Source organism: Streptomyces sp. NPDC059861 (assembly GCF_042731435.1).
GTDB lineage: Bacteria > Actinomycetota > Actinomycetes > Streptomycetales > Streptomycetaceae > Streptomyces.
The window spans coordinates 429,225-448,392 of record NZ_JBHWJQ010000001.1 but is presented as its reverse complement, the minus strand read 5'-3'; the positions used below and the strand labels follow the sequence as shown (position 1 = coordinate 448,392).

The window sequence follows — 19,168 nt, the reverse complement described above, 5'->3', positions numbered from 1 at the left end:
TTCTCGTCCGCGAGGCGCAGCCGACGGTGAGGCCGCAGCCGGCGGACGTCCGCGCCTGGCCGGAACGACAAGGAACCACTCCGAGGACGCGTGATCCCGCCGAGGCGCAGTTTGACTACTTCCACACCGGCACCGAACCGCTCGACCTACGATGTGACCGGGGGGATCTCGGCGTCCCGGCGTGCGCGCCGACAGCCGGAATTCGGCATGCCGTGTGAGCTCCTCCGCATGACCGAGACTCTCAGCAGCCAGCCAGGAGCGCCACGTGCCGTACACGGCCGAGATCAGCCGCAGCAATCCGACGAGCATCATCTTCCTCGTCGATCAGTCGACCTCCATGAGCGACCCCATCGGCGGGGAGGTCCCCCAGCAGAAGGCGGACGTAGTCGCCGACGCCATCAACCGCCTCCTGACGGAACTCTCGGTCAAGTGCGCCAAGGAAGAAGGAGTACGGGACTACTTCCACGTCGCCGTCATCGGATACGGCGCCACGGTGGGCTCGGCGTTCGCGGGCTCGCTCGCCGGCCGTGACATCGTCCCGCTCAGCGAGGTGGCGGACAATCCGGCCCGCGTCGACGAGCGGAGCAAGAAGGTGCCCGACGGCGCCGGCGGCCTGGTGGAGACCGTGGTCAACTTTCCGCTGTGGATGGACCCGGTCGCCCATGGCGGGACCCCGATGAACCGGGCCCTCCAGTACGCCGAGAACCTCGTCGCCGGCTGGACGGAGCGCTACCCGGCCGGCTTCCCGCCCATCGTCATCAACCTGACGGACGGCGAGTCGACCGACGGCGACCCCACCGCCGCCGCCGAGGCCATCACCTCGCACGCCACCGCCGACGGCGCGGCGCTCCTGTTCAACCTGCACGTCTCCGCAGCGGGGGGAACCCCCACCGCGTTCCCCGACACCGCCGACGGACTTCCCGACGCCTACGCCCGCACCCTCTTCAACATGTCGAGCCCGCTGCCCAGTCACATGCGCTCGTACGCCGCCTCCCAGGGCCAGCGGGTCAGCGAGACGACCCGCGGCTTCGTCTACAACGCGGACATCACCACGGTCGTGCAGTTCCTCGACATCGGCACCCGAGCCACCGAACTGCGGTGACGACTCCGCTCTCCTGCGTGTACGTCACGCACCTCGTGGCCCCGAAGCAGGGGAGTACCGAGGACGAATGCGAGGACGCGGTCGCCGTGCTCCCCAGCCGCTCACACGACGACATGCTGCTCGAACCCGTCACCGCGGGCGTCTGTGACGGTGCGACGGAGAGCGCCCTGGCCAAGGACTGGGCCCGGCTGCTGTCCCGCGCGGCGGCCGAAAGCGCTCTGCGGCGACCGGACCTCCTGTCCGGCGGAACCGCCTATGAGGAGTTCGCTGCGTCGGCGGTGGCTCAGTGGGATCCCTGGCTGGCGCAGTACACACAGGCTCGCACCGCGGAGGGGCGGCCGCTGAAGTGGTACGAACACACCAAGCTGGCCGAAGGCGCCTACGCGACGCTGCTCACTGTGCGCGTCGATCCGGACTCCGGTGTCGAGCACGAAGCAGCTGAACCGGCGTGGAGGTGGCGGGCTGCCGCCCTGGGGGACAGCTGCCTCTTCCACCTGCGGGACGACCGGCTGGTACAGGCGTTCCCGGTGCAGGCCGTCGAGGAGTTCGGCACCACCCCCGACCTCTTCGGCAGCCGCAACCACGACGCGGCGCTACTGGCCTGCCGTACGCGGTTCACCGAAGGCCGGTGCGCGCCCGGCGACCGGCTGCTCCTCATGACCGACGCCCTGGCCGCGTGGTTCCTGTCGGTCCCCGACCAGGAGGGCGCGCTGCGCCAACTGCTGGAGTTCGCCGGGCCCGACGACCTGGACGGGTTCAAGGAGTGGCTGAACGGCCTGCGGGGCTGCGGACAACTGCGCAACGACGACGTGGCGATCGTACGGATCGACTTCGAAGGACGGTGAACATGGGCTCGACCACCGGTCCGCAGAGGCAGTTCCCCAGCGGCGGCGACTACGCGGAGGCACTGCAGCACACGCACCTGTGCTTCCGGCATCCCGAACTCAAAGGCGCCCGGCCGGAACTGACCAAGCTCGGTCTGCCCCGCGCCATCTCCGGCGCCTTCGCCAGCGTGTTCTCGCTGACCTCCGCAACGTCGGGCCAGCGGTACGCGGTCAAGTGCTTCACCCGCCACGTTCCCGACCAGGAACTCCGATACCAGGCCATCAGCTCCCGGCTTGCCCAGCTGGACCGGGCCGAGCTTTCCCAGCCGTGGGCTCTCGGCTTCGAGTACCTTCCCGACGCGATCAGCGTCGGGCAGGAGCGCTATCCGGTCCTGAAGATGGAGTGGTGCGAAGCCGTCACCCTGTCCTCCTGGCTCGATGACAACCACGGCGACCGGTTCGCCGTCGGCCGGCTGGCCGACCGGTTCGCGGCACTTGCCCGAGACCTGGCGGAGAATCAGATAGCTCACGGTGACCTCCAGCACGGCAACCTGCTCGTCGCGAGTGACGACACCCTGCGCCTGGTCGACTACGACGGCATGTACGTGCCGGCACTGGCCGGTCTGGACGGTACCGAGCGGGGACACCGCAACTACCAGTCGCCCCTGCGGGGGAACGACGACTTCGGGGACAACCTGGACCGCTTCTCCGCGTGGGTCATCTTCCTGTCGCTCAAGGCGATCGCTGCCGACCCCGCACTCTGGGACCGGCTGCACGAACCGAAAGGCGAGTTCCTGCTGCTCACCGAGGAGGACTTCAAGAGTCCGAGCGGTTCCACCGGTCTGCAGACGCTACTGTCCCACCCCGACCGGATGGTGAGCGGCCTCGCCGACCAGGTGAGGTCGCTGGCCTTTCAGCCGCTGGACGTGCTCCCTCCGCTGGCCGGGACGGTCCCTGGACAGCGCACCGCCGCGACGGGGGCCACGCGTACGGCCGCTTCCGGCGCGGGCACTGCCCCCGCCCCCGCTGCGGGCGGACTGCCCGGCTGGATGGCAGGACACGTCCCTGAGCCGGTCCCGCCGCCATCGACCGGACCCACCGTCACCTCACCGGACCGCTTCCGCGTCCGGATGCCGCTGGACGTCATCACGGCGGTGCTCTGGCCCCTCGTGTTGGCCGCGACGGCCTTGATCGTCGTCGCGGGAGTCTCGGCGCCGTTGATCGGGCCGGGTGTGCCCGTTGCCGCTGCCGTCGTGTTCACCGCGTTCGCCCGGAGCCGCCGCGTGGAGCGGGCACAGTCGCGGGCCGCTCTCGCCCAGCTGACGAACGAACTCGCCGGGCTTGAGGACCCGGTCAAGGCAGCTGAGGAGTTGGGCGAGGACCGGGCGAAGTTCGACGCAGCCGAGACGAAGCGGATCGCCGCCCACCCGCGAGCCCAGGACAAGCTCACAGCCCAGTACCACGCCGAGTTGAAGGAGGCCGAGAAGCGTAAGGTCCGCAAACAGCGCGACCTCGACAAGAAGATCGACAGCCTCACGGAGGAACTGCGCAGGGCCTTGGGCAAGGCACTCGCCGACAAGCAGTCCGCATACGTGCGGGACCAGCTCAGCCGTCGGCTGATCGCCCAGTCGCCTCCGCACGGCATCGGGCCGACGCTTGCCGCTCGTCTCGCGGCAGCGGGCATCCGAACGGCAGCCGACTTCAAGGGCTACCGGTCCGTGCAGAACACCAACTACAACAGCACCGGCGCCGTACTCGTGCTGAACAACGGCCGGGTGGCCGATGTCCACGGCATCGGCGAGGCCAAAGCCATCGCTCTCGACGTCTGGCGCAAGAGTCTGGTCGCTTCCGCCGAAGCCCGGCAGCCGACCGCGCTCAGCGCGTCGGAGCGGCAGTCGATCGAGCAGGGCATCGACCGCCGTCGGTCCCAGCTCACCATCCAGCGCAAGGCTGTGGAGTCCGAGACCGATGCTTCGCGCGCCAGGGCGCGAAAGGAACTGGAGGACGGTCAGGAACGGCTCAGCCGGGAGAACAAGCGCGCGGGTGACCGGGCCCGGCAGCAGCGGCAGGAATTCAGCCGGCGGGCGGTCGAACTCCAGCAGAACAGCGCGCTCCATGGAGCGCTGAGTGCCTCCCTCAAGGCCGCCAAGGTCAGGCAGCACGGGCTCTCGTACGCGAGTTACCTACGGTTCCTCTACCTCGGTCACTGAGGTCGCGTCCCACCAGCGGGAGCTAGGGCATTGCCGAACCGGGTGGCACCCTCGTTAGGCGCGCACAGCCAATGCCATCAGCAAAAATCAGACATCCCGTACAGTCGCCGGCACCGGTCCGGAACAATGGGTCGACGATGAGCTCCGAGATCTCCCAGACTCCCGAATCCGTCGACTACACCCCGTTCGCCCACCTCACCGCCCCCAACGCCCCCCTCTACCGCCAGGTGATGCGGACGTTCCTCGCCGCCAAGGAGCGGTTCGCGGTGCATCTGCGGCCGGAGGACGTGCACGCCGCCCTGGACGAGGGGGACAGGCCCGCCGACCTCGAAGCGGTGACGCAGGCGCTGGACAAGCTTGTGGAGTGGGGAAACCTGCGGGCCGATCCGGACCACGCGCGGGTGACGGCGGTCGAGGACTTCTACCGCAGGCGGTTCATCTACCAGCTCACCCGGGCCGGTGAGGCGGCCGAGGCGGCGCTGGGGACGTACGACGAGGTGCTGGGGCGGCGCGGCGAACTCCAGGCGGTCGCGCTGCACGACATCGTCACGCAGTTGCGGGCGCTCCTGGTGATCGCCGCGGAGGACGAGCCCGACCCGGCCAAGACATACGTCGCGCTGTCCGTGCTGACTGCGCGGTTCACCGACCTCGCCGACAACGCCCGTGCCTTCATGGGCTCGCTCCAGCGCACCATCGACCTGCACGACATCGAGGTCGAAGCGTTCCTTGCCTACAAGGACCGGCTGATTCAGTACCTGGAGCGCTTCATCCAGGACCTCATCACCCTCGGCGGGCGGATCGCCCTGCTGATCGGGGAGTTGGAGGAGCAGGAGCGGGTCGGTCCGCTGCTGCGGCTCGCCGCCGCCCGCGAGGCCGCCGACGCGGCTCCCGAGGACGCCGAGCGGGCGGAGGCGGTGGCGTACGAGCGGTGGGCCGCCCGGTGGTCCGGGCTCGCCGAGTGGTTCGTGTCGGGAGAGGGACGGGAGTCGCAGGCCAGACTGCTGCGCGGGCGGGCACTAGGCTCGATCCCGCAGCTCCTGGCCGTCGTACGGCAGCTCAACGAGCGGCGGGCCGGACGCTCGGACCGCTCAGCCGACTTCCGCACCCTCGCGCGCTGGTTCGCCCAGGCCCCGGACGACGCGGCGCGGCACCGGCTGTGGCGCGTGGCGTTCGGGCTGCACTCCTCCCGGCACCTCACCGTCGACGCCGACACCCTCGCCGAACGGACAGCCTCCCCGGAGCCGGCCTCCACCCCGTGGAGCGCGGCGCGACCGCTGAGGATCAGCCCCCAGTTGCGCCGCACCGGCAGCTACGAACGGCGCGGCAAGTCGCGCCGGGTGGCCGATCGAGGTGAGGCGAAGCGCCGGCTCGCCGAGATCGCCGCCCGGCAGACGGAGGAGACCAGGCGGGCGCGGGACCGTCTCGTGACGGACGGGCCAGTGCGCCTGTCCCGGCTCGGCGGGCTCGACCCGCAGGCCTTCCAGTTGTTCCTGCGGCTGCTCGGCGACGCGCTCGCCACCTGGCGGCCGGGCACCATCACCACCGTCGCCACCAGCGGGGACGGCTCGATGGAGATCCGGCTGACCGCCCTCAACGACGGATCGACGGCCGAAGTGCGCACTCCCGACGGTGTGTTCAGCGGCCCCGACCACCTGATCGACATCGTCGACCTCACGGTGGGGCAGGGCGACCGCGCCGCACCGGCATCGGCACCGGTTCCCCTCCCCGCCCCGCGACGGGACACCGCTCCCCGGCTCACGGAGGACCGATGAGCGGCCCCCTCGCCGAGGTCCTCGACGGCCAGCGGCAGGCCGACCTCCAGAAGGCCGCACGCGCCCTGCTGAAGGAGCCGCTGCTCACCGCCGACGGTCCGTACGTCGACGAGTTCAAGCTGGTGCGCCGGCACACCGCCGAGCTGCGGGAGTGGTTCGAACGCAACGTCGGCTGGACGCTGCGCACGGACGCCGACGCCGCACGGCTGCGCAAGACGCCGGGCACCCTCACCGACGCCACGCACCCGGCGCGCGAGGCCGCCCGCAGTGCCCTGCCCTTCACCCGCCGCCGCTACGTCCTGCTCTGTCTGGCCCTGGCCGCACTGGAACGGGGCGAGTCGCAGGTGGCGCTCGGCCGCCTCGCCGAGCAGGTCGTCCTGGCCGCCGCCGATCCCGAACTCGTCGCCGCCGGGATCACGTTCACTCTGGAGCGGCGCGACGAGCGCCTCGACCTCGCGGCCGTCGTCCGCATGCTGCTGCGGCTCGGGGTGCTGCGGCGGGTCGCCGGCGACGAGGACGCCTACGTCAGCGGATCGGGCGACGTGCTGTACGACGTGCGGCGGCGTGTGCTGGCCGGGATGCCCGCGTCACTGCGCGGTCCCTCCATGGTCGAGGCCGAGGGCTTCGAGGAGCGCCTGGTGGAGATGACCGCGTGGACCGTGCTCGACAGTGACGAGCTCAGGTTCCGGGCGGTCCGCTGGAAACTGACCCGCATCCTCCTGGACGACCCGGTGCTGTACTACGACGACCTGACCGACGACGAACTGGCCTACCTCACCCGGCAGCGCGGCTTCATCACCGCCCGCATCAACGAGCTGACGGGACTCGTCCCTGAGGTCCGGGCCGAGGGCATCGCCATGGTCGACCCGATGGACGACCTCACGGACGCGCGCATGCCGGAACAGGGCACCCACGGTCACATCACCCTGCTGCTGGCGGGGCACCTGGCCCGGGCGACCCGGCCAGTCGAACCGGCGGAGCTGGCGGCCCGTGTACGGGAACTGGCCGTGGAGCACGGCGGGTTCTGGTCCAAGTCGGCGAGGGAACCGGGAGCGGAGCCCGACCTCGTCGAGAAGGCGCTGGCCAGGCTGGTGGCGCTGGGACTCGCCGAGCGCACCCAAGGGGGCGTCGTACCGCGGCCGGCCCTCGCGCGGTACGCGGTCGGCGAACCCGTCGTCAGGGAACCCGGACGGGCCCGCCGGCCCCCCATGACCGAACGACCCGCGCAACCCGTACATGACGTGCAACCCGTGCAGGACGAAAGGTGAACCGCCCCGTGACCGCGCTCCCCGGCCCCGAGTCGCCCGGCCCCGCGCTGCCCGCTCCCGCGCCCGGCCGGTGGCGGCCCCTGCGCATCGGACTCGCCGATCTCTTCCACTACGACGTCGAGGAGTTCTGGTTCCGCGACGGCCGCCTGCTGCTGCGCGGCAACAACGGCACCGGCAAGTCGAAGGTGCTCGCCCTCACCCTGCCGTTCCTCCTGGACGGCGACCTCTCCGCCCGTCGCGTCGAACCGGACGGCGACCCGGGCAAGCGCATGGAGTGGAACCTCCTCCTGGGCGGCGCACACCCGCACCCCGAACGACTCGGCTACACCTGGATCGAGTTCGGACGACGCGACGGGAACACGGGTGAGGCGTACTTCCGCACGCTGCTGTGCGGACTGAAGGCGGTCGCCGGCCGCGGTATCGCCCGCCACTGGTTCGCGGTCACCGACCAGCGGATCGGCGCGGGCCTCGACCTGCTGGACGCGACCGGGACGGCACTGTCACGGGACAGGCTCGCCGAGGCCGTAGGCGGCCACGGCATGGTGTACGACACGGCGAAGGCCTACCGCAGGGCGGTCGACGAAGCCCTGTTCGGGCTGGGGGAGCGGCGCTACGGCGCCCTCGTCGACCTCCTGATCCAGCTGCGCCAGCCCCAGCTGTCCAAGCGCCCCAGCGAGGCCGCCCTGTCCCGGGCACTGACCGAGGCGCTCCCGCCGATGGATCAGGCGGTCGTCGCCGACGCGGCGGAGGCGTTCCGGTCGCTGGACGAGGAGAAGGAGGAACTGCGGGCGGCCCGCGAGGCGGAACAGGCGTCCTCGGCGTTCCTCGACCACTACCGCCGCTACGCCCGCCTCGCCTCCCGGCGCCGCGCCCGCCTGCCCCGCCGCGAACACGCCCGGTACGAGAACCTGCAACGGGAACTCGCCAGGGCGCAGGCGGACCGGGATCGCGCCTTGGTGGACCGCGAGGAGGCCAGGGAGAGGGGCGCCGCCCTCGACGAGCGGGCCGCGCGGCTGGCCGCTCAGGACGCCACGCTGCGGTCCCGGCCCGAGATGCGTGACGCCCGCGCGCTCGACCGGGCGGCGGACGACGCCTCCCGCACGGCCGCAGAGCTGAAGCGGGCCGAGGCGGACCGGCGTACGGCGGCCGAGGCTCACACCCGGGCCCTGGGCCGGCTCGCCACCGCGGACAACCGGCTCACGGCAGCCCGGGAGTCGTTGAACGGGATCCGGGACCGGGTGGCCGAGAGCGCCGCGGCTGCCCGGCTCGACCTCCCCAGGACGGAGGGAGCCCCCGACGCGGTGCTGCGCCGGGATGCGGACGAGGCGACCGCGAGCAGGCGGCGCGCCGTCGAGCACGTGGCGGAGCTCGTCACGCGGGCCGAGCAGGCCGAGGAGCGGCACCGTGCCGCCCGGCTGCGCGCCGACGAGGCCGACGAGGAGGCCGTGCACGCCGAGGAGCGGCTGGCCGAGGCGGAGGAGGACATCGCCCGGGAGGGGCGGGCGCTGGTCACGGCCGTGGGGGAGCGTCTTTCCGGGTGCGTGGAGCTGCGGCTGCCCGGGCTGCCCGGCGTCCTGGACGCCGTACAAGACTGGGCGAGCTCTCTGGACGGCCCGATGCCGGCCCGTAGGGCGGCGAGCGAGGCGCATCGCGCCGCTGCTTCCCGCCTGGCGGACCGGGCGGCCGGACTGGCCCACCGCGAGGCGGCGACGGCGGAGCGGCAGCGGCTGGCGGTGGAGGAACTGACCGCCCTCGAAACGGGTCGGCAGCGCGGCCCTGCGGCTCCCCCCACGCGCACACCCGGCGTGCGGGACCGGGACCCAGGCGCTCCGCTGTGGCGGCTCGTCGACTTCCGCCCGCACGTCACCGGGGCCGACCGCGCGGGACTGGAAGCAGCGCTGGAGGCGTCGGGGCTTCTCGACGCGTGGGTGCGGTCGGACGGCTCCGCGGTCGCGGCGGACGGCCACGACGTGCTGCTCGATCCGGTCGGACTGCTCGGCGGAACCGGCCTCGACCGCGCGCTGTGCCCGGCGGTCGACCCCGCGGACGCGGGGGCCGCAGCCGTGGGGGAGGAGACGGTCGCGCGTCTGCTCGCCTCGATCGGGCTGGCCGCGGTCGGCGGTGACGGGCCTCGCGAGGCATCCTGGGAGGCCGGTGGCCACGACACCTGGGTCTGCGCGGACGGGCGCTTCCGCGTCGGGGCGCTCACCGGGAGCTGGGCCAAGGACAGCGCCCAGTACGTGGGGGAAGGAGCACGGGAACAGGCACGCCGCGTTCGCATCGGGGAACTGCGCGACGAGATCGACGGCCTGACGGCGGAGCGGGAACGACTGGCCGAGGAGTCCCACGCCGTGGCCGGGAGCCGTGCCACGCTGGACGCCGAACTCGCTGCACTGCCCGGCGACGACGACCTGCGGCGCGCCCACGCACGCGTCGCCGCCGCGGCCGAGGCGGCCCGGCGCGCCCGCGCCCGGCGGGACGAACGGGCCGCAGAACTGGCTCCGGCGGCGGAGCGCGCCGACCGTGCGGCGGCCGAACTCGCCGACACCGCGGCGGCCCTGAACCTCCCCGCCGACCCCACGGCACTGGGCGCCGTGCGCCAGGCGCTCGCCGACCACACCGCCCTCCTGGCGGCCCTGTGGCCCGCACTGCGCGAGCGCGTGGAGGCCGAGCGCGCGGTGACCGCTGAGCGGGAGGAGACCAGCCGGGCCGACCTCCTCGTCTCGGAACTCGCGGAGCGCGCTGCCGAGGCGGCTCGGGTGGCCGCGGCGGCGGACGAACACCTCGCGACGCTTCGCTCCACCGTCGGAGCGGCCGTCGCCGAGCTCCAGAGGCAACTGGAGGAGACGGCCGAGGCGGCCCGGGTCTGCGAGCACGAGCAGCGGCAGGCCCGGGCGGAGCACAGTGACGCCGACCGGCGGGCCAGCCGCGCCGAGGGACGCATCGAGCGGCTCGCCGAAGACGTCACCGAGGCGACCGCCGCGCGGGAGGAAGCCGTTGCGGCGCTCCAGCGGTTCGCCGCGACGGGGCTGCTCGCCGTCGCGCTGCCCGACATCGAGGTACCGGACGACGGGGCAGGGACGTGGGCGGCCACCCCCGCCATCGCCCTCGCGCGGGCCGTGGAGTCCCGGCTCTCCTCGGTCGACGACACCGACGCGGCCTGGGAGCGTGTTCAGAAGCGGCTGAGCGAGGAGTTCGGCAGGCTCCAGGACGCGCTGTCGCGGCACGGCCACACGGCCACCGCCCGCCCGAGCGAGGACGGTATGCGGGTCGACATCGTCTACCAGGGCCGGGAACGGGCCGTGCCCGAACTCGCTGAGGCACTGACCGTGGAGGTCGCGGAACTGACCCGCATCCTGTCCGCACGCGAGCGCGAGATCCTCCAGACCCATCTGATCACCGAGGTCGCCGGGACCCTCCAGGAACTGATCGGGGCCGCCGAACGGCAGGTGGCCGCCATGAACAGGGAGCTGGAGGAGCGCCCGACCTCCACGGGCATGAAGCTGCGGCTGGTGTGGAGAGCGTCCCGCCGGGCGCCGCAGGGACTGGCCCAGGCCCGCGAACGGCTGCGTCAGTCCGCTGACGCGTGGTCGCCCGAGGACCGGGCCGCGGTCGGCGCGTTCCTCCAGGAGCAGATCGCCCACCGGCAGGCCGACGACAGCGCCGGCAGCTGGCTGGAGGACCTCACCGCCGCCCTCGACTACCGGTCCTGGCACGAGTTCGGCGTCGAACGCCACCAGCACGGCAAGTGGGTACCGGCCACCGGACCTGCCTCGGGCGGGGAGCGGGTACTGGCCGCGTCCGTGCCCCTGTTCGCAGCCGCGTCCTCGCACTACGCGAGCTCGGGCGGCGCGCACGCCCCGCGCCTGGTCACCCTGGACGAGGCGTTCGCCGGCGTCGACGACGACTCGCGCGCCAAGTGCCTCGGTCTGCTCCGCGCCTTCGACCTCGACGTCGTCATGACCAGCGAACGCGAATGGGCCTGCTACCCCCAGGTGCCGGGCATCGCCATCGCCCAGCTCTCCCGCGTCGACGACATCGACGCCGTGCTGGTGACACGGTGGGAATGGGACGGCAGTGAACGGCGGCGCGGCACGGAGCCCGGTGCCCGGACGGACGCAGCTGCCGGCGCCGTGGACTCCGGCGAGGGGGCCGACGGACCGGTGAGTCCTTCCGGTGAGCCAGCACGGACCGCCGTCGTCCGCAGCTCCGGCGGACAGGGGGCCCTGTGGACGTGACCCCTTCGGCGACCCCGCATGACCGCGACGGCGGCCGCACGGCGGCCGGACGCACGACACCGGTAGGAGCCCGGACCGACGTCGATACGGAGCGCCTCGGACGCCTGCTCGGCGATCCCGGCCTTGCCTGGTTCGTGGACCGCGTGCGGCAGCGTATGGCCCGCGGCCGGCCGCTCACCGGCTCCGTCACCTTGTCCGACCCCGATGAATCCCAACGACGCGCCATCGAACGCCTGCTGGGACGGGCACCACGATCCAGCGGCTCCCTGAGCATTCGCCTCGCCACCGTGGACGAGATCCTGCGTCGCTCCGGTATCAGCCCCGACGGACTGCCGGCGGCCGTCGTCACCCTCACCGGCCCGGTCGTACCCCACGCGGAGACACGGAACAAGGAGGAACGGGCCTGGGAGGAGGCGTACGCCCCGCTCGGCATCCTCGACGGGGAGCTGGCCCGCTGGGCCGAGCGGATCCGCGGTGACGGTCTCGTACGGCGCCTCGCTCGTACATCGGAGGCCGCGGGCCCCCTGGTGGAGGCCGCCGTGCGCGCGTTGCGTGCGCTGCCCGCGTCACCCCCGACCTCGCGGGTGACGTTCGCGGCACGGAACCTTTCGGGCGCCCATGCCCTGGACGAGGGGACGCCGCTCGCCACGCTCGTCCTGTCCGGCATCCGTTGCCTCACCGGCTTCCCCGACGGCTCCGGTGCGCAGTGGCGGCGGGAGGCGTGGGCCTCGGCGGGCCTGCTCAAGGACGACCTGTCATCGACCGTCCTCACCCTCAACCTGCGCGGTACGCCAGCCCTCGACTGGATGGCCGACGCGGGGGAGCCGGCGGTGCTGACACTCCGCTCCCTCACCGGTCGCCTCCCGGTTGCCTCCGTTCCGACGACGAGAACCGTGCACATCTGCGAGAACCCGGCCGTGCTGTCCGCCGCCGCCGACACTCTCGGCCCGGAGTGTCCGCCCATGGTGTGCCTCCAGGGCCAACCGTCGGCCGCCGCGCTCACGTTGCTGCGCGACCTGTCGATGCGGGATGTCCGCCTTCTCTATCACGGCGATTTCGACTGGGGCGGTGTGCGCATCGCCGCAGCACTGGCGCGAAGCGTCCCTTGGCGGCCGTGGCGCTACACGGCGGCGGACTACCGAGCAGCAGTGAACGCAGTGGCCGAAGCCCCGGATTTGACGGGCCCGCCCGCTGCGACTCCCTGGGACCCGGCCCTGGCCGTCGCTCTCGCCGAGCGCGGTGTCCGGGTAGAGGAGGAAACGGTGCTGGACGACTTGCTCATGGACCTTGGAACGGGGTCCCGCTGAGGCGTATCTCGAGAGCGCGGCGGGCGCAGAGTCCGACGAGTACCGACTCACTCCCTCGTCATGCGACATCGTTCCGACGACGCATCGTGTGGAGTGTGTGTCGCTCGAAAGCCTCCACGCCCGGCCAAAAGTCCCAGAAAAGTCCCAGAGGCGCCTGTACGCCCCTCCCGTCTTACATTCGTGCAGGTCAGGAGGGGTGCGTTGGTGGCTTCTCTGAGAACCGTCAGATGTCCCGGAACTCCACCACTATGGTCTTGACCTGCATGGACGGCGCCGCCTGAAGATCATCTTGCACAAATGTTGCACAAGGCGGGTTGATCAAGGTCAAGCAGCCTTCGCATACATGCCCTTGACCGCCTGACGGACCTTCGACCCGGCGCCCGCGACGCGGTGGACATACTTACGGAGAGTAAACGCCGGATCGGAGTGTCCTAGCCTGTCCGCGAGCGTGTACACGTCCACTCCGCCGTTGATCATCATGGACGCGTACAGGTGCCGGAGAGCATGCATCATCTTGTCGTGCGACTTCTCCCACCGGCGACCCTTCGCCGTGGGGTCCAGTGGGGCGATGAGCCCGACCGCGGCGAGTGCGGGCTTCCATACGTAGCTGTTGAACCAGTTCGATTGGATGGCGGTCTTCTCCCGGGTGTAGAAGATCAACCGCACCGTTACCGGCTCGCTGTCCCTGGTGCGGTGAGGCCGTGTCACTTCGACCGGCGGGAACTTCTCCATGTGCTCCTTGAGTGCCTGGGCTACCGGGTCGTCCAGCTCAACCCAGCGGTCCTTGGGGTCGTCGTCATCCCCGCCCTTGGGTCTGTCGAAGACCAGTACAGGCCCGTCGTGCGCCACCTGCCGCTGAATGTGGACCATCGGCCCGTCGGGGTGCTCCCAGTCGATGTCATCGGGGCTGAGACCGAAGATCTCCCCTTGGCGCATCCCGAGTCCTCGCCCGCAGTCGACGAGCGCCTTGTACCGCTCCGGCAGCTCGACACGGATCTTGTCGGTGTCGTCCCACTTCAGCGCCAGTTCCTTGGGGCCTGATCCGCCGCGCTTCGGCTTGACGGCCTGCACCGCACGCAGATGGCACGGGTTTTTCCGGATCAGTTCGTCGTCCACCGCCAGGTCAAAGGCCGACTGAAGGTTGTTGAAGACCAACCGCAAGGTTGAGTCCTCCAGCAAATCGCGTCGCCCCCTGAGCCAGTCCCGCAGGGCCGAGGCTGACACGTCCTTGACCCGCATCTTCCCCAGAGGTGTGGGGACGACGTGAAGCCGTATCCGCTGTTCGTAACGCTGGTACGTACGCGGATTGTCGAAGGTCTGGCCGCCGAGCCACAGGGTGACCAGCTCGCTCACCCGGATCTCCCCGGCCTTGGGGTTGATGTAGGTCCCGTCATCGACGCCGGCCCGCATTTTCGTCTCGTGCTTCTTGGCGTCGACTTCCTTCGCGAACAGCTCGGTCTGCTGGACGCCCTCCGGGTCCCGCCACCGCGCTTGCCACCGCTTCCCGACCCCGTGATCCCTCGTCGGAGCCTTGCCGTGTTCCTTGCAGACCGGCTCTCCGGCCTTCGGGCGCGACTTGTGCCAACGGTCGTACGGCATGCAGGCAACTCCTCAACGTCGGGCGGCCTTGATGGTATTGGCGGTACATGAGGTGATACGGCCGCCATATGAGCGAATGAAAAATTGATCCCTTGTGGGGAAAATTGCCGCTCTCTACCGTCGGCTGAAGTGGGAAACGATCAGCAGGAGACGGAGAGCCCCATGGCCTCGAAGCGTCCAGGAGCACGCAGCGAACCTCCGCGCGCCAAGGCGACGGCGGAGGAGGTCGCAGCGTATCTACGAGTTAACGTAGAAACTCTCTATAAATGGCGGTACGCGAAGACGGGCCCGCAGGGCGTCCGCACGGGGAAGTACCTCCGGTACGACTGGGAGGACGTCGAAGCGTGGTGGGCCGAGCAGAAGCGGCAGGTGCCATGACACTGCCCTCGACGCGGGTGTGCGGCCCCCGTTGGCGTTAGCGCCTTTGCGATCCGATCCTGGGGCGCAGGCTGTAAGGGATGCGGGACGCGCCTCTGCGCTCGCTCCACAACCTGTCGCCGGACCTGGTGAGCATCCACCCATCGCCCTCATAGGGCATGAGCTCTCCGACATTTAGCTGCCCAAGAAGATGGGTCAGCTCCATCGCAACTCGAAGGTCAAGTTCCCGCTGCCGTGCGTCGGCGTCTGTGTATCCGTCAGCCCGCGCCGTGAAGTCCTCATAGGTCAGCTCACCGAGTCGGCGCTTGTGAGCGAGCAGAGCTTCCCGTTCGACGTATTCCACAGAATATTCCTTGCCGAACCGTCGCCCGTATTCGCGAACACGCTGCCGTTCCTCTTCCAACATGTCGGGGCTGATCCGTCTCTGACGCTCGACTGGGATGTCTTCGACACGGGCCAGGATCGGAGATAGAGGAGACGGGCACAAGAAGATTCCCAGCCTTCCGTAACCCTCCCATTCGCAATGGGTGTATCCCACTGCTTGCGCCACCCATCCGTAACGGTCACTCACGCTGGAGTTGGGGGCGAGATTTTTGAACTCGACGCCGAACGCTGGATCCTTGTCGAACCACGGATCGGGATCGCGGGGCTTCAGTACAGCATCTATTCGCGTTTGCTCACCCGTCCAGTAACGCCCTTGAACCTGCTCCTCGATGTGGAACCACTGGTCCATCTTGGCGAGCACGAACGCGGCTAGTTCGCTTTCATTGGCGAACGTTCCTGAGGCTGGTGGCAACACCTTCTGCTTGTAGCGCACTTGGCCGACTGTACGCCGTCGATGCGACACCGAGCAGTGGACAACGGATGTGCACCTGCGGTTTTGGCCGAGAAACATCGCTTTGCCGTCGTTCCAGCACTACACGATGGCGCTTGATCAAGGTCAGTCAGTAGGTCTCGCGGTGATGCCGCACTGGCCGCGCGAGGAGGAGGGAATCCGAGAGGTTCGAGAGTCGCGCGACACGATCGAGACTCTGGAGATCAGATATTAACGCACAGAAAATCCAGTGTGATTCGCTTCAAGTGGTCCGACTCCATCGACTGAATCGGGAGCCAAGATATGCCCAAGTTCAGCCCCGCCCGCCTAACAGCGGCACGTATTCAGGCCGGACTGACTCAGCGTGAACTCGCCACTCGCACTGGGAAAAGGAACGCCGTCAACACCTACGAATCCGGGCGCGTTGTACCGCCCGACTATGCCGTAGGTCTCCTCGCGCGGGCGCTTGGCATCAGCGCAGCCGTCCTCTACGAGCCGGACCCGACTGACCCTGTTCTCAGTGCTCTTGCGCAACTCGACGAAGCGCACCGGGAGACGGAGTTGGATGCCGATCACCGATCGACTTGCAGCCCGCACGCCATCGAGTGCGCTCCGGTCGCGGCCTGAACTTCCCACCACCCAAACCCAAACCCCCGGCCGGCGAAGGCCAAGAGCAGAAGATGCGGAGTGCTTCGCGTGTCAGATCCCAGTGGCATCCCCGAAATTGTGGGCGCAAAATTCGACGCGCTGACCACGGCGCAGATAGTTGCCCGCCTGACTGCGCGCCCTGGGGCGCTCCCTCTCTGGGGCGGCCCAGAAGTTCCCCTGTTCCGGCCGGGGTTGTACGAGGGACGCCTGGTGGCTTTGCAACGCCTGGGGCAAGTCGCAGGCAAGCGCATCCGCCTTGACGTGCGGGTGCGGGCGTTCGGTGAGGACGGCCAAGTGGAGGAGATCGGTGTGCGGCGGGTGCACCTGGTGCACCACATCAAGCAACTCGCAGGACTACCGATCGGTGGGTGGACGGCCGGGTACTTCGTCCGGCTCAACCGCCATGGCCACCAGTGGAGCCCGCTGCCCCACAAGATGCCGCCTCGGCGGCACAGCGCGACGCAGAAGTGAGAAAGCCCCGGTCGCCACACCGGGGCTCCTCTACCCCATCCATCCAGCCAGAGGGGACAGGAGTTAATCACCAATGACAGCTTACCAACGCGACGTGAAAACTCGTCAAACTGACGTGAACTCTGGAATCGCTGTCCGGCCGGAAGATCCACTTCAGGTAGCTGCAAGTGGGGATGAGCGCCACCGGATCCTCGACGCGGCCGAGCGGTTGCTGGAGCGCGGCTTCCACGTTTTCGCGTGCGACCATCCCGACTCGACGCGATGCGCTTGCGGAAGGTCGTGCGACGCAAAGCAGCGAGGCAAGCATCCGGCTGGACGCTGGAAGGAACTGGCGACCAACTCCCTGGTCACACTCGGGTCCCAGATGACGGGCCTGCGCAATATCGCGGTCGCCTGTGGTCCTTCTGCTCTTGTCGTTATCGACGAAGACGTCCCGGGAGCCCTGGAGACATACGCCTCCGAAGCCGGTGAAGAGATCCCCAACACGTTCCGTACGGAGACAGGAAAGGGCACTCACTTCTATTTCTCGGCGCCAGAGGAGCGGCTGGGCAATGGCCTGGGACAACTGAGAGGACGTGGGATCGACGTCCGGGGTGCGGGCGGCTACGTCATTGCGCCGGGTTCCCGCCACCAGTCCGGACGCATCTACGAAGCGTCGGACTGGAAGAGGCCGGTAGCCCAACTCCCTGCGTGGCTGGAGGGGGCGCTACGGGCCTCGCCGATGCCCAACTCCGGGCTCATCCGTGCGGATGCTGGCACGGCGGCCCGTGCAGAGTACGGCGGTGATTTGTGGCGCTTGGTATTGCAGGTTCTCACCGTGGACATGGAGACCGAGAGCCGTCACGGCCGCCTGCATTGGGCAGCCTGCCGGGCCGCTGAGGACATCGCTGCGGGCTACTACGACGAGACACAGGCACGGCAAGCCCTCGCGGCGGCGGGCGTTGACGTTGGTCTGGATGAGCGCGATGCGCGTGACTACGTCCGCCGTGCCCTGCGGTGGGGCCGTGACCACATGGGGGCGGCAGCGTGAACGCCTACACGACGGCGGGATGGAGCGCAGTCCCCGAAGGAGTCGACGATGAACTCCGCCAGCGCGCCCAGCAGATCGCGAGTGACGCGGGCGTACCGCCCCGCTCCCGCGAAGAAGGAGACATGAAGGGAGCGAAGGGTGCGAAGGGAGCGGCAGTCGGGGACCTGCACTCTTCGGCGCACTCTTCAGAAAGGACGGCAGGAGGGGGAAGGCCGGCTGTCCTCCGTCAGATCTACGGTGTCAGGTTCAGTACCTTGCGGACGCTGCGCAAAACGTGGCTGTGGGAGGAGAACGGCCATCCGATCATCCCCCTCGGGGAAGCCGGGTACGTCGCGGGACCCGGCGGCATCGGCAAGACCACCTACTTCCTCCAGCATGTAGTGGCGCGCCTCACCCGGGGCGAGCTGCCAGGCACTTTCGAGGGTGAGGCAAGGAACGCCGCTGTGTTCTGCGCAGAGGACTCGTACGAGCACATCGTGAAGCCGCGACTGATCGCCGCGAACGCGGACCTCGACCGTGTGTTCAAGATCGCTGCTCGTACCCCGGAGCGCGACGACCTTGTACCGCAGTTCCCCTACGATGCCGAATCGTTGGAGGAGTTCCTGGCCGAGAACGAGATCAGTTTCGTGCTGCTGGACCCTGTCATGTCCTGCCTTGGCCCGAGTGTCAAGCACAACGATCCGCAGGCCATCCGCACCGTCTTCGACTCCTTCCAACCCGTAGTCGAGCGCACCGAATCCACTCTGATCAGCGTTATGCACCTCAACCGCCGTCACGGTGAGGACGCCACCGCTCGCATGTCCGGCGCCCACTCGTACAGCGACTGCGCCCGTGTCGGATTCGTCTTCGCCGAGGTCGACGAGAACGCCTATGTCGTCAGCCAGAAGAAGAACAGTTACGCTCCGCAGCTTGCGCCGGACATGGCCTATCACTTCGAGTCGGTGCTTGTGGACGCCGACGACGGTCTACCGGTGAATGTTGGCCTTGTCGTGGTCGACGGCGAGTCGGACGTGTCGGCTGACGATGCGCTGACAGCGCCACGCCAGACGGCAGCGGAACGCGAGGAGTCGACTGACCTCGCCAGCGTCCTGCATGAGTACCTCCTGGAGCATGGAACAGGCGAGTTCCGTGAAATCCCGTCCAGCGAGCTGCCGGCCATCGCGAGGAAGATCGGCGCGTCGGTCGACCAGCTGAAGCGAGCCAAGCGCCGCGCCGGTATCAAGTCCGGCAAGACGCAAGGTGCGTTTGCCAGCGGTTGGGTGTGGCATCTCGCCGAGCCGGTTGCCGAGGACCAAGGGGACGAAGAGACACCAGATCAGGCGATGAACGTGATTTCCATGAAGGGAGGAGCGCGGAAGTGAGCAGGGTGCCCGTGTTGTTCCCTTCGCACTATTCGCTCCCTTCGGTTGTGCGCGGCTTACCCAGTCGCCTGATCCGCTCGGTGCCGAAGATCAGCGCGAGGGTGAGGACCGAAGCTGTCGGCCCGGCGGCTCGCCCCCGAGACCTG

General features: G+C 69.5%; 14 protein-coding genes. 12 read left to right on the top strand and 2 right to left on the bottom strand.

The features are described 5' to 3' along the window. The first annotated feature begins 265 nt into the window (after positions 1-265). The 7 genes from ACFV6X_RS01910 to ACFV6X_RS01880 all read left to right on the top strand — a co-directional run bounded on the left by ACFV6X_RS01910 (position 266) and on the right by ACFV6X_RS01880 (position 12,721). Entirely contained in the window at positions 266-1,102 is an 837-nt protein-coding gene (locus ACFV6X_RS01910) for a vWA domain-containing protein (RefSeq protein ID WP_356439316.1), read from the top strand. After that, entirely contained in the window at positions 1,099-1,947 is an 849-nt protein-coding gene (locus tag ACFV6X_RS01905) for a hypothetical protein (RefSeq protein WP_385376153.1), read from the top strand. Before ACFV6X_RS01910 ends, ACFV6X_RS01905 begins: the two co-directional genes overlap by 4 nt. 2 nt (positions 1,948-1,949) lie before the next feature. After that, positions 1,950-4,136, top strand: coding sequence for a hypothetical protein (locus tag ACFV6X_RS01900; protein ID WP_385376150.1), 2,187 nt, complete (start codon positions 1,950-1,952; stop codon positions 4,134-4,136). A 137-nt stretch (positions 4,137-4,273) separates the two neighbouring features. After that, positions 4,274-5,908 carry a TIGR02677 family protein gene (locus tag ACFV6X_RS01895; RefSeq protein WP_385376147.1) on the top strand — a complete coding sequence of 545 codons (1,635 nt, stop codon included), beginning with the start codon at positions 4,274-4,276 and terminating at the stop codon, positions 5,906-5,908. Next, positions 5,905-7,176 carry a TIGR02678 family protein gene (locus ACFV6X_RS01890; protein ID WP_385376144.1) on the top strand — a complete coding sequence of 424 codons (1,272 nt, stop codon included), beginning with the start codon at positions 5,905-5,907 and terminating at the stop codon, positions 7,174-7,176. Before ACFV6X_RS01895 ends, ACFV6X_RS01890 begins: the two co-directional genes overlap by 4 nt. A gap of 8 nt (positions 7,177-7,184) precedes the next feature. Further along, positions 7,185-11,414: a TIGR02680 family protein gene (locus tag ACFV6X_RS01885; protein WP_385376141.1), complete on the top strand. Its 4,230-nt coding sequence runs from the start codon at positions 7,185-7,187 to the stop codon at positions 11,412-11,414. Further along, positions 11,405-12,721, top strand: coding sequence for a TIGR02679 family protein (locus ACFV6X_RS01880; RefSeq protein WP_385376138.1), 1,317 nt, complete (start codon positions 11,405-11,407; stop codon positions 12,719-12,721). The genes ACFV6X_RS01885 and ACFV6X_RS01880 overlap by 10 nt, the downstream gene beginning before the upstream one ends. Positions 12,722-13,045: 324 nt before the next feature. Here the strand turns inward: ACFV6X_RS01880 and ACFV6X_RS01875 are convergent, their stop codons facing one another. Further along, positions 13,046-14,320: a tyrosine-type recombinase/integrase gene (locus ACFV6X_RS01875; RefSeq protein ID WP_385376135.1), complete on the bottom strand. Its 1,275-nt coding sequence runs from the start codon at positions 14,318-14,320 to the stop codon at positions 13,046-13,048. A gap of 162 nt (positions 14,321-14,482) precedes the next feature. Here ACFV6X_RS01875 and ACFV6X_RS01870 point away from each other — a divergent pair, with 162 nt between their 5' ends. After that, positions 14,483-14,698: a helix-turn-helix transcriptional regulator gene (locus tag ACFV6X_RS01870; RefSeq protein WP_385376132.1), complete on the top strand. Its 216-nt coding sequence runs from the start codon at positions 14,483-14,485 to the stop codon at positions 14,696-14,698. A gap of 37 nt (positions 14,699-14,735) precedes the next feature. On the opposite strand, the gene ACFV6X_RS01865 is transcribed toward ACFV6X_RS01870, so the two are convergent. Then, positions 14,736-15,515 carry a hypothetical protein gene (locus tag ACFV6X_RS01865; protein WP_385376129.1) on the bottom strand — a complete coding sequence of 260 codons (780 nt, stop codon included), beginning with the start codon at positions 15,513-15,515 and terminating at the stop codon, positions 14,736-14,738. A 300-nt stretch (positions 15,516-15,815) separates the two neighbouring features. Between ACFV6X_RS01865 and ACFV6X_RS01860 the strand changes: the two genes are divergently transcribed. From ACFV6X_RS01860 to ACFV6X_RS01845, 4 genes are all read left to right on the top strand, one after another. After that, on the top strand, positions 15,816-16,139 hold the full coding sequence (locus ACFV6X_RS01860) for a multiprotein-bridging factor 1 family protein (RefSeq protein ID WP_385376127.1): 324 nt from the start codon (positions 15,816-15,818) through the stop codon (positions 16,137-16,139). A gap of 231 nt (positions 16,140-16,370) precedes the next feature. Beyond that, positions 16,371-16,631: a hypothetical protein gene (locus tag ACFV6X_RS01855; protein WP_385376124.1), complete on the top strand. Its 261-nt coding sequence runs from the start codon at positions 16,371-16,373 to the stop codon at positions 16,629-16,631. 73 nt (positions 16,632-16,704) lie between these two features. Continuing rightward, complete coding sequence (locus ACFV6X_RS01850) at positions 16,705-17,661, top strand: bifunctional DNA primase/polymerase (protein ID WP_385376121.1); 957 nt, start codon at positions 16,705-16,707, stop codon at positions 17,659-17,661. A 254-nt stretch (positions 17,662-17,915) separates the two neighbouring features. Beyond that, the gene (locus ACFV6X_RS01845) at positions 17,916-19,022 is read left to right on the top strand and encodes an AAA family ATPase (protein WP_385376118.1); all 1,107 of its coding nucleotides are present in this window, start codon (positions 17,916-17,918) and stop codon (positions 19,020-19,022) included. Positions 19,023-19,168: the final 146 nt, after the last annotated feature.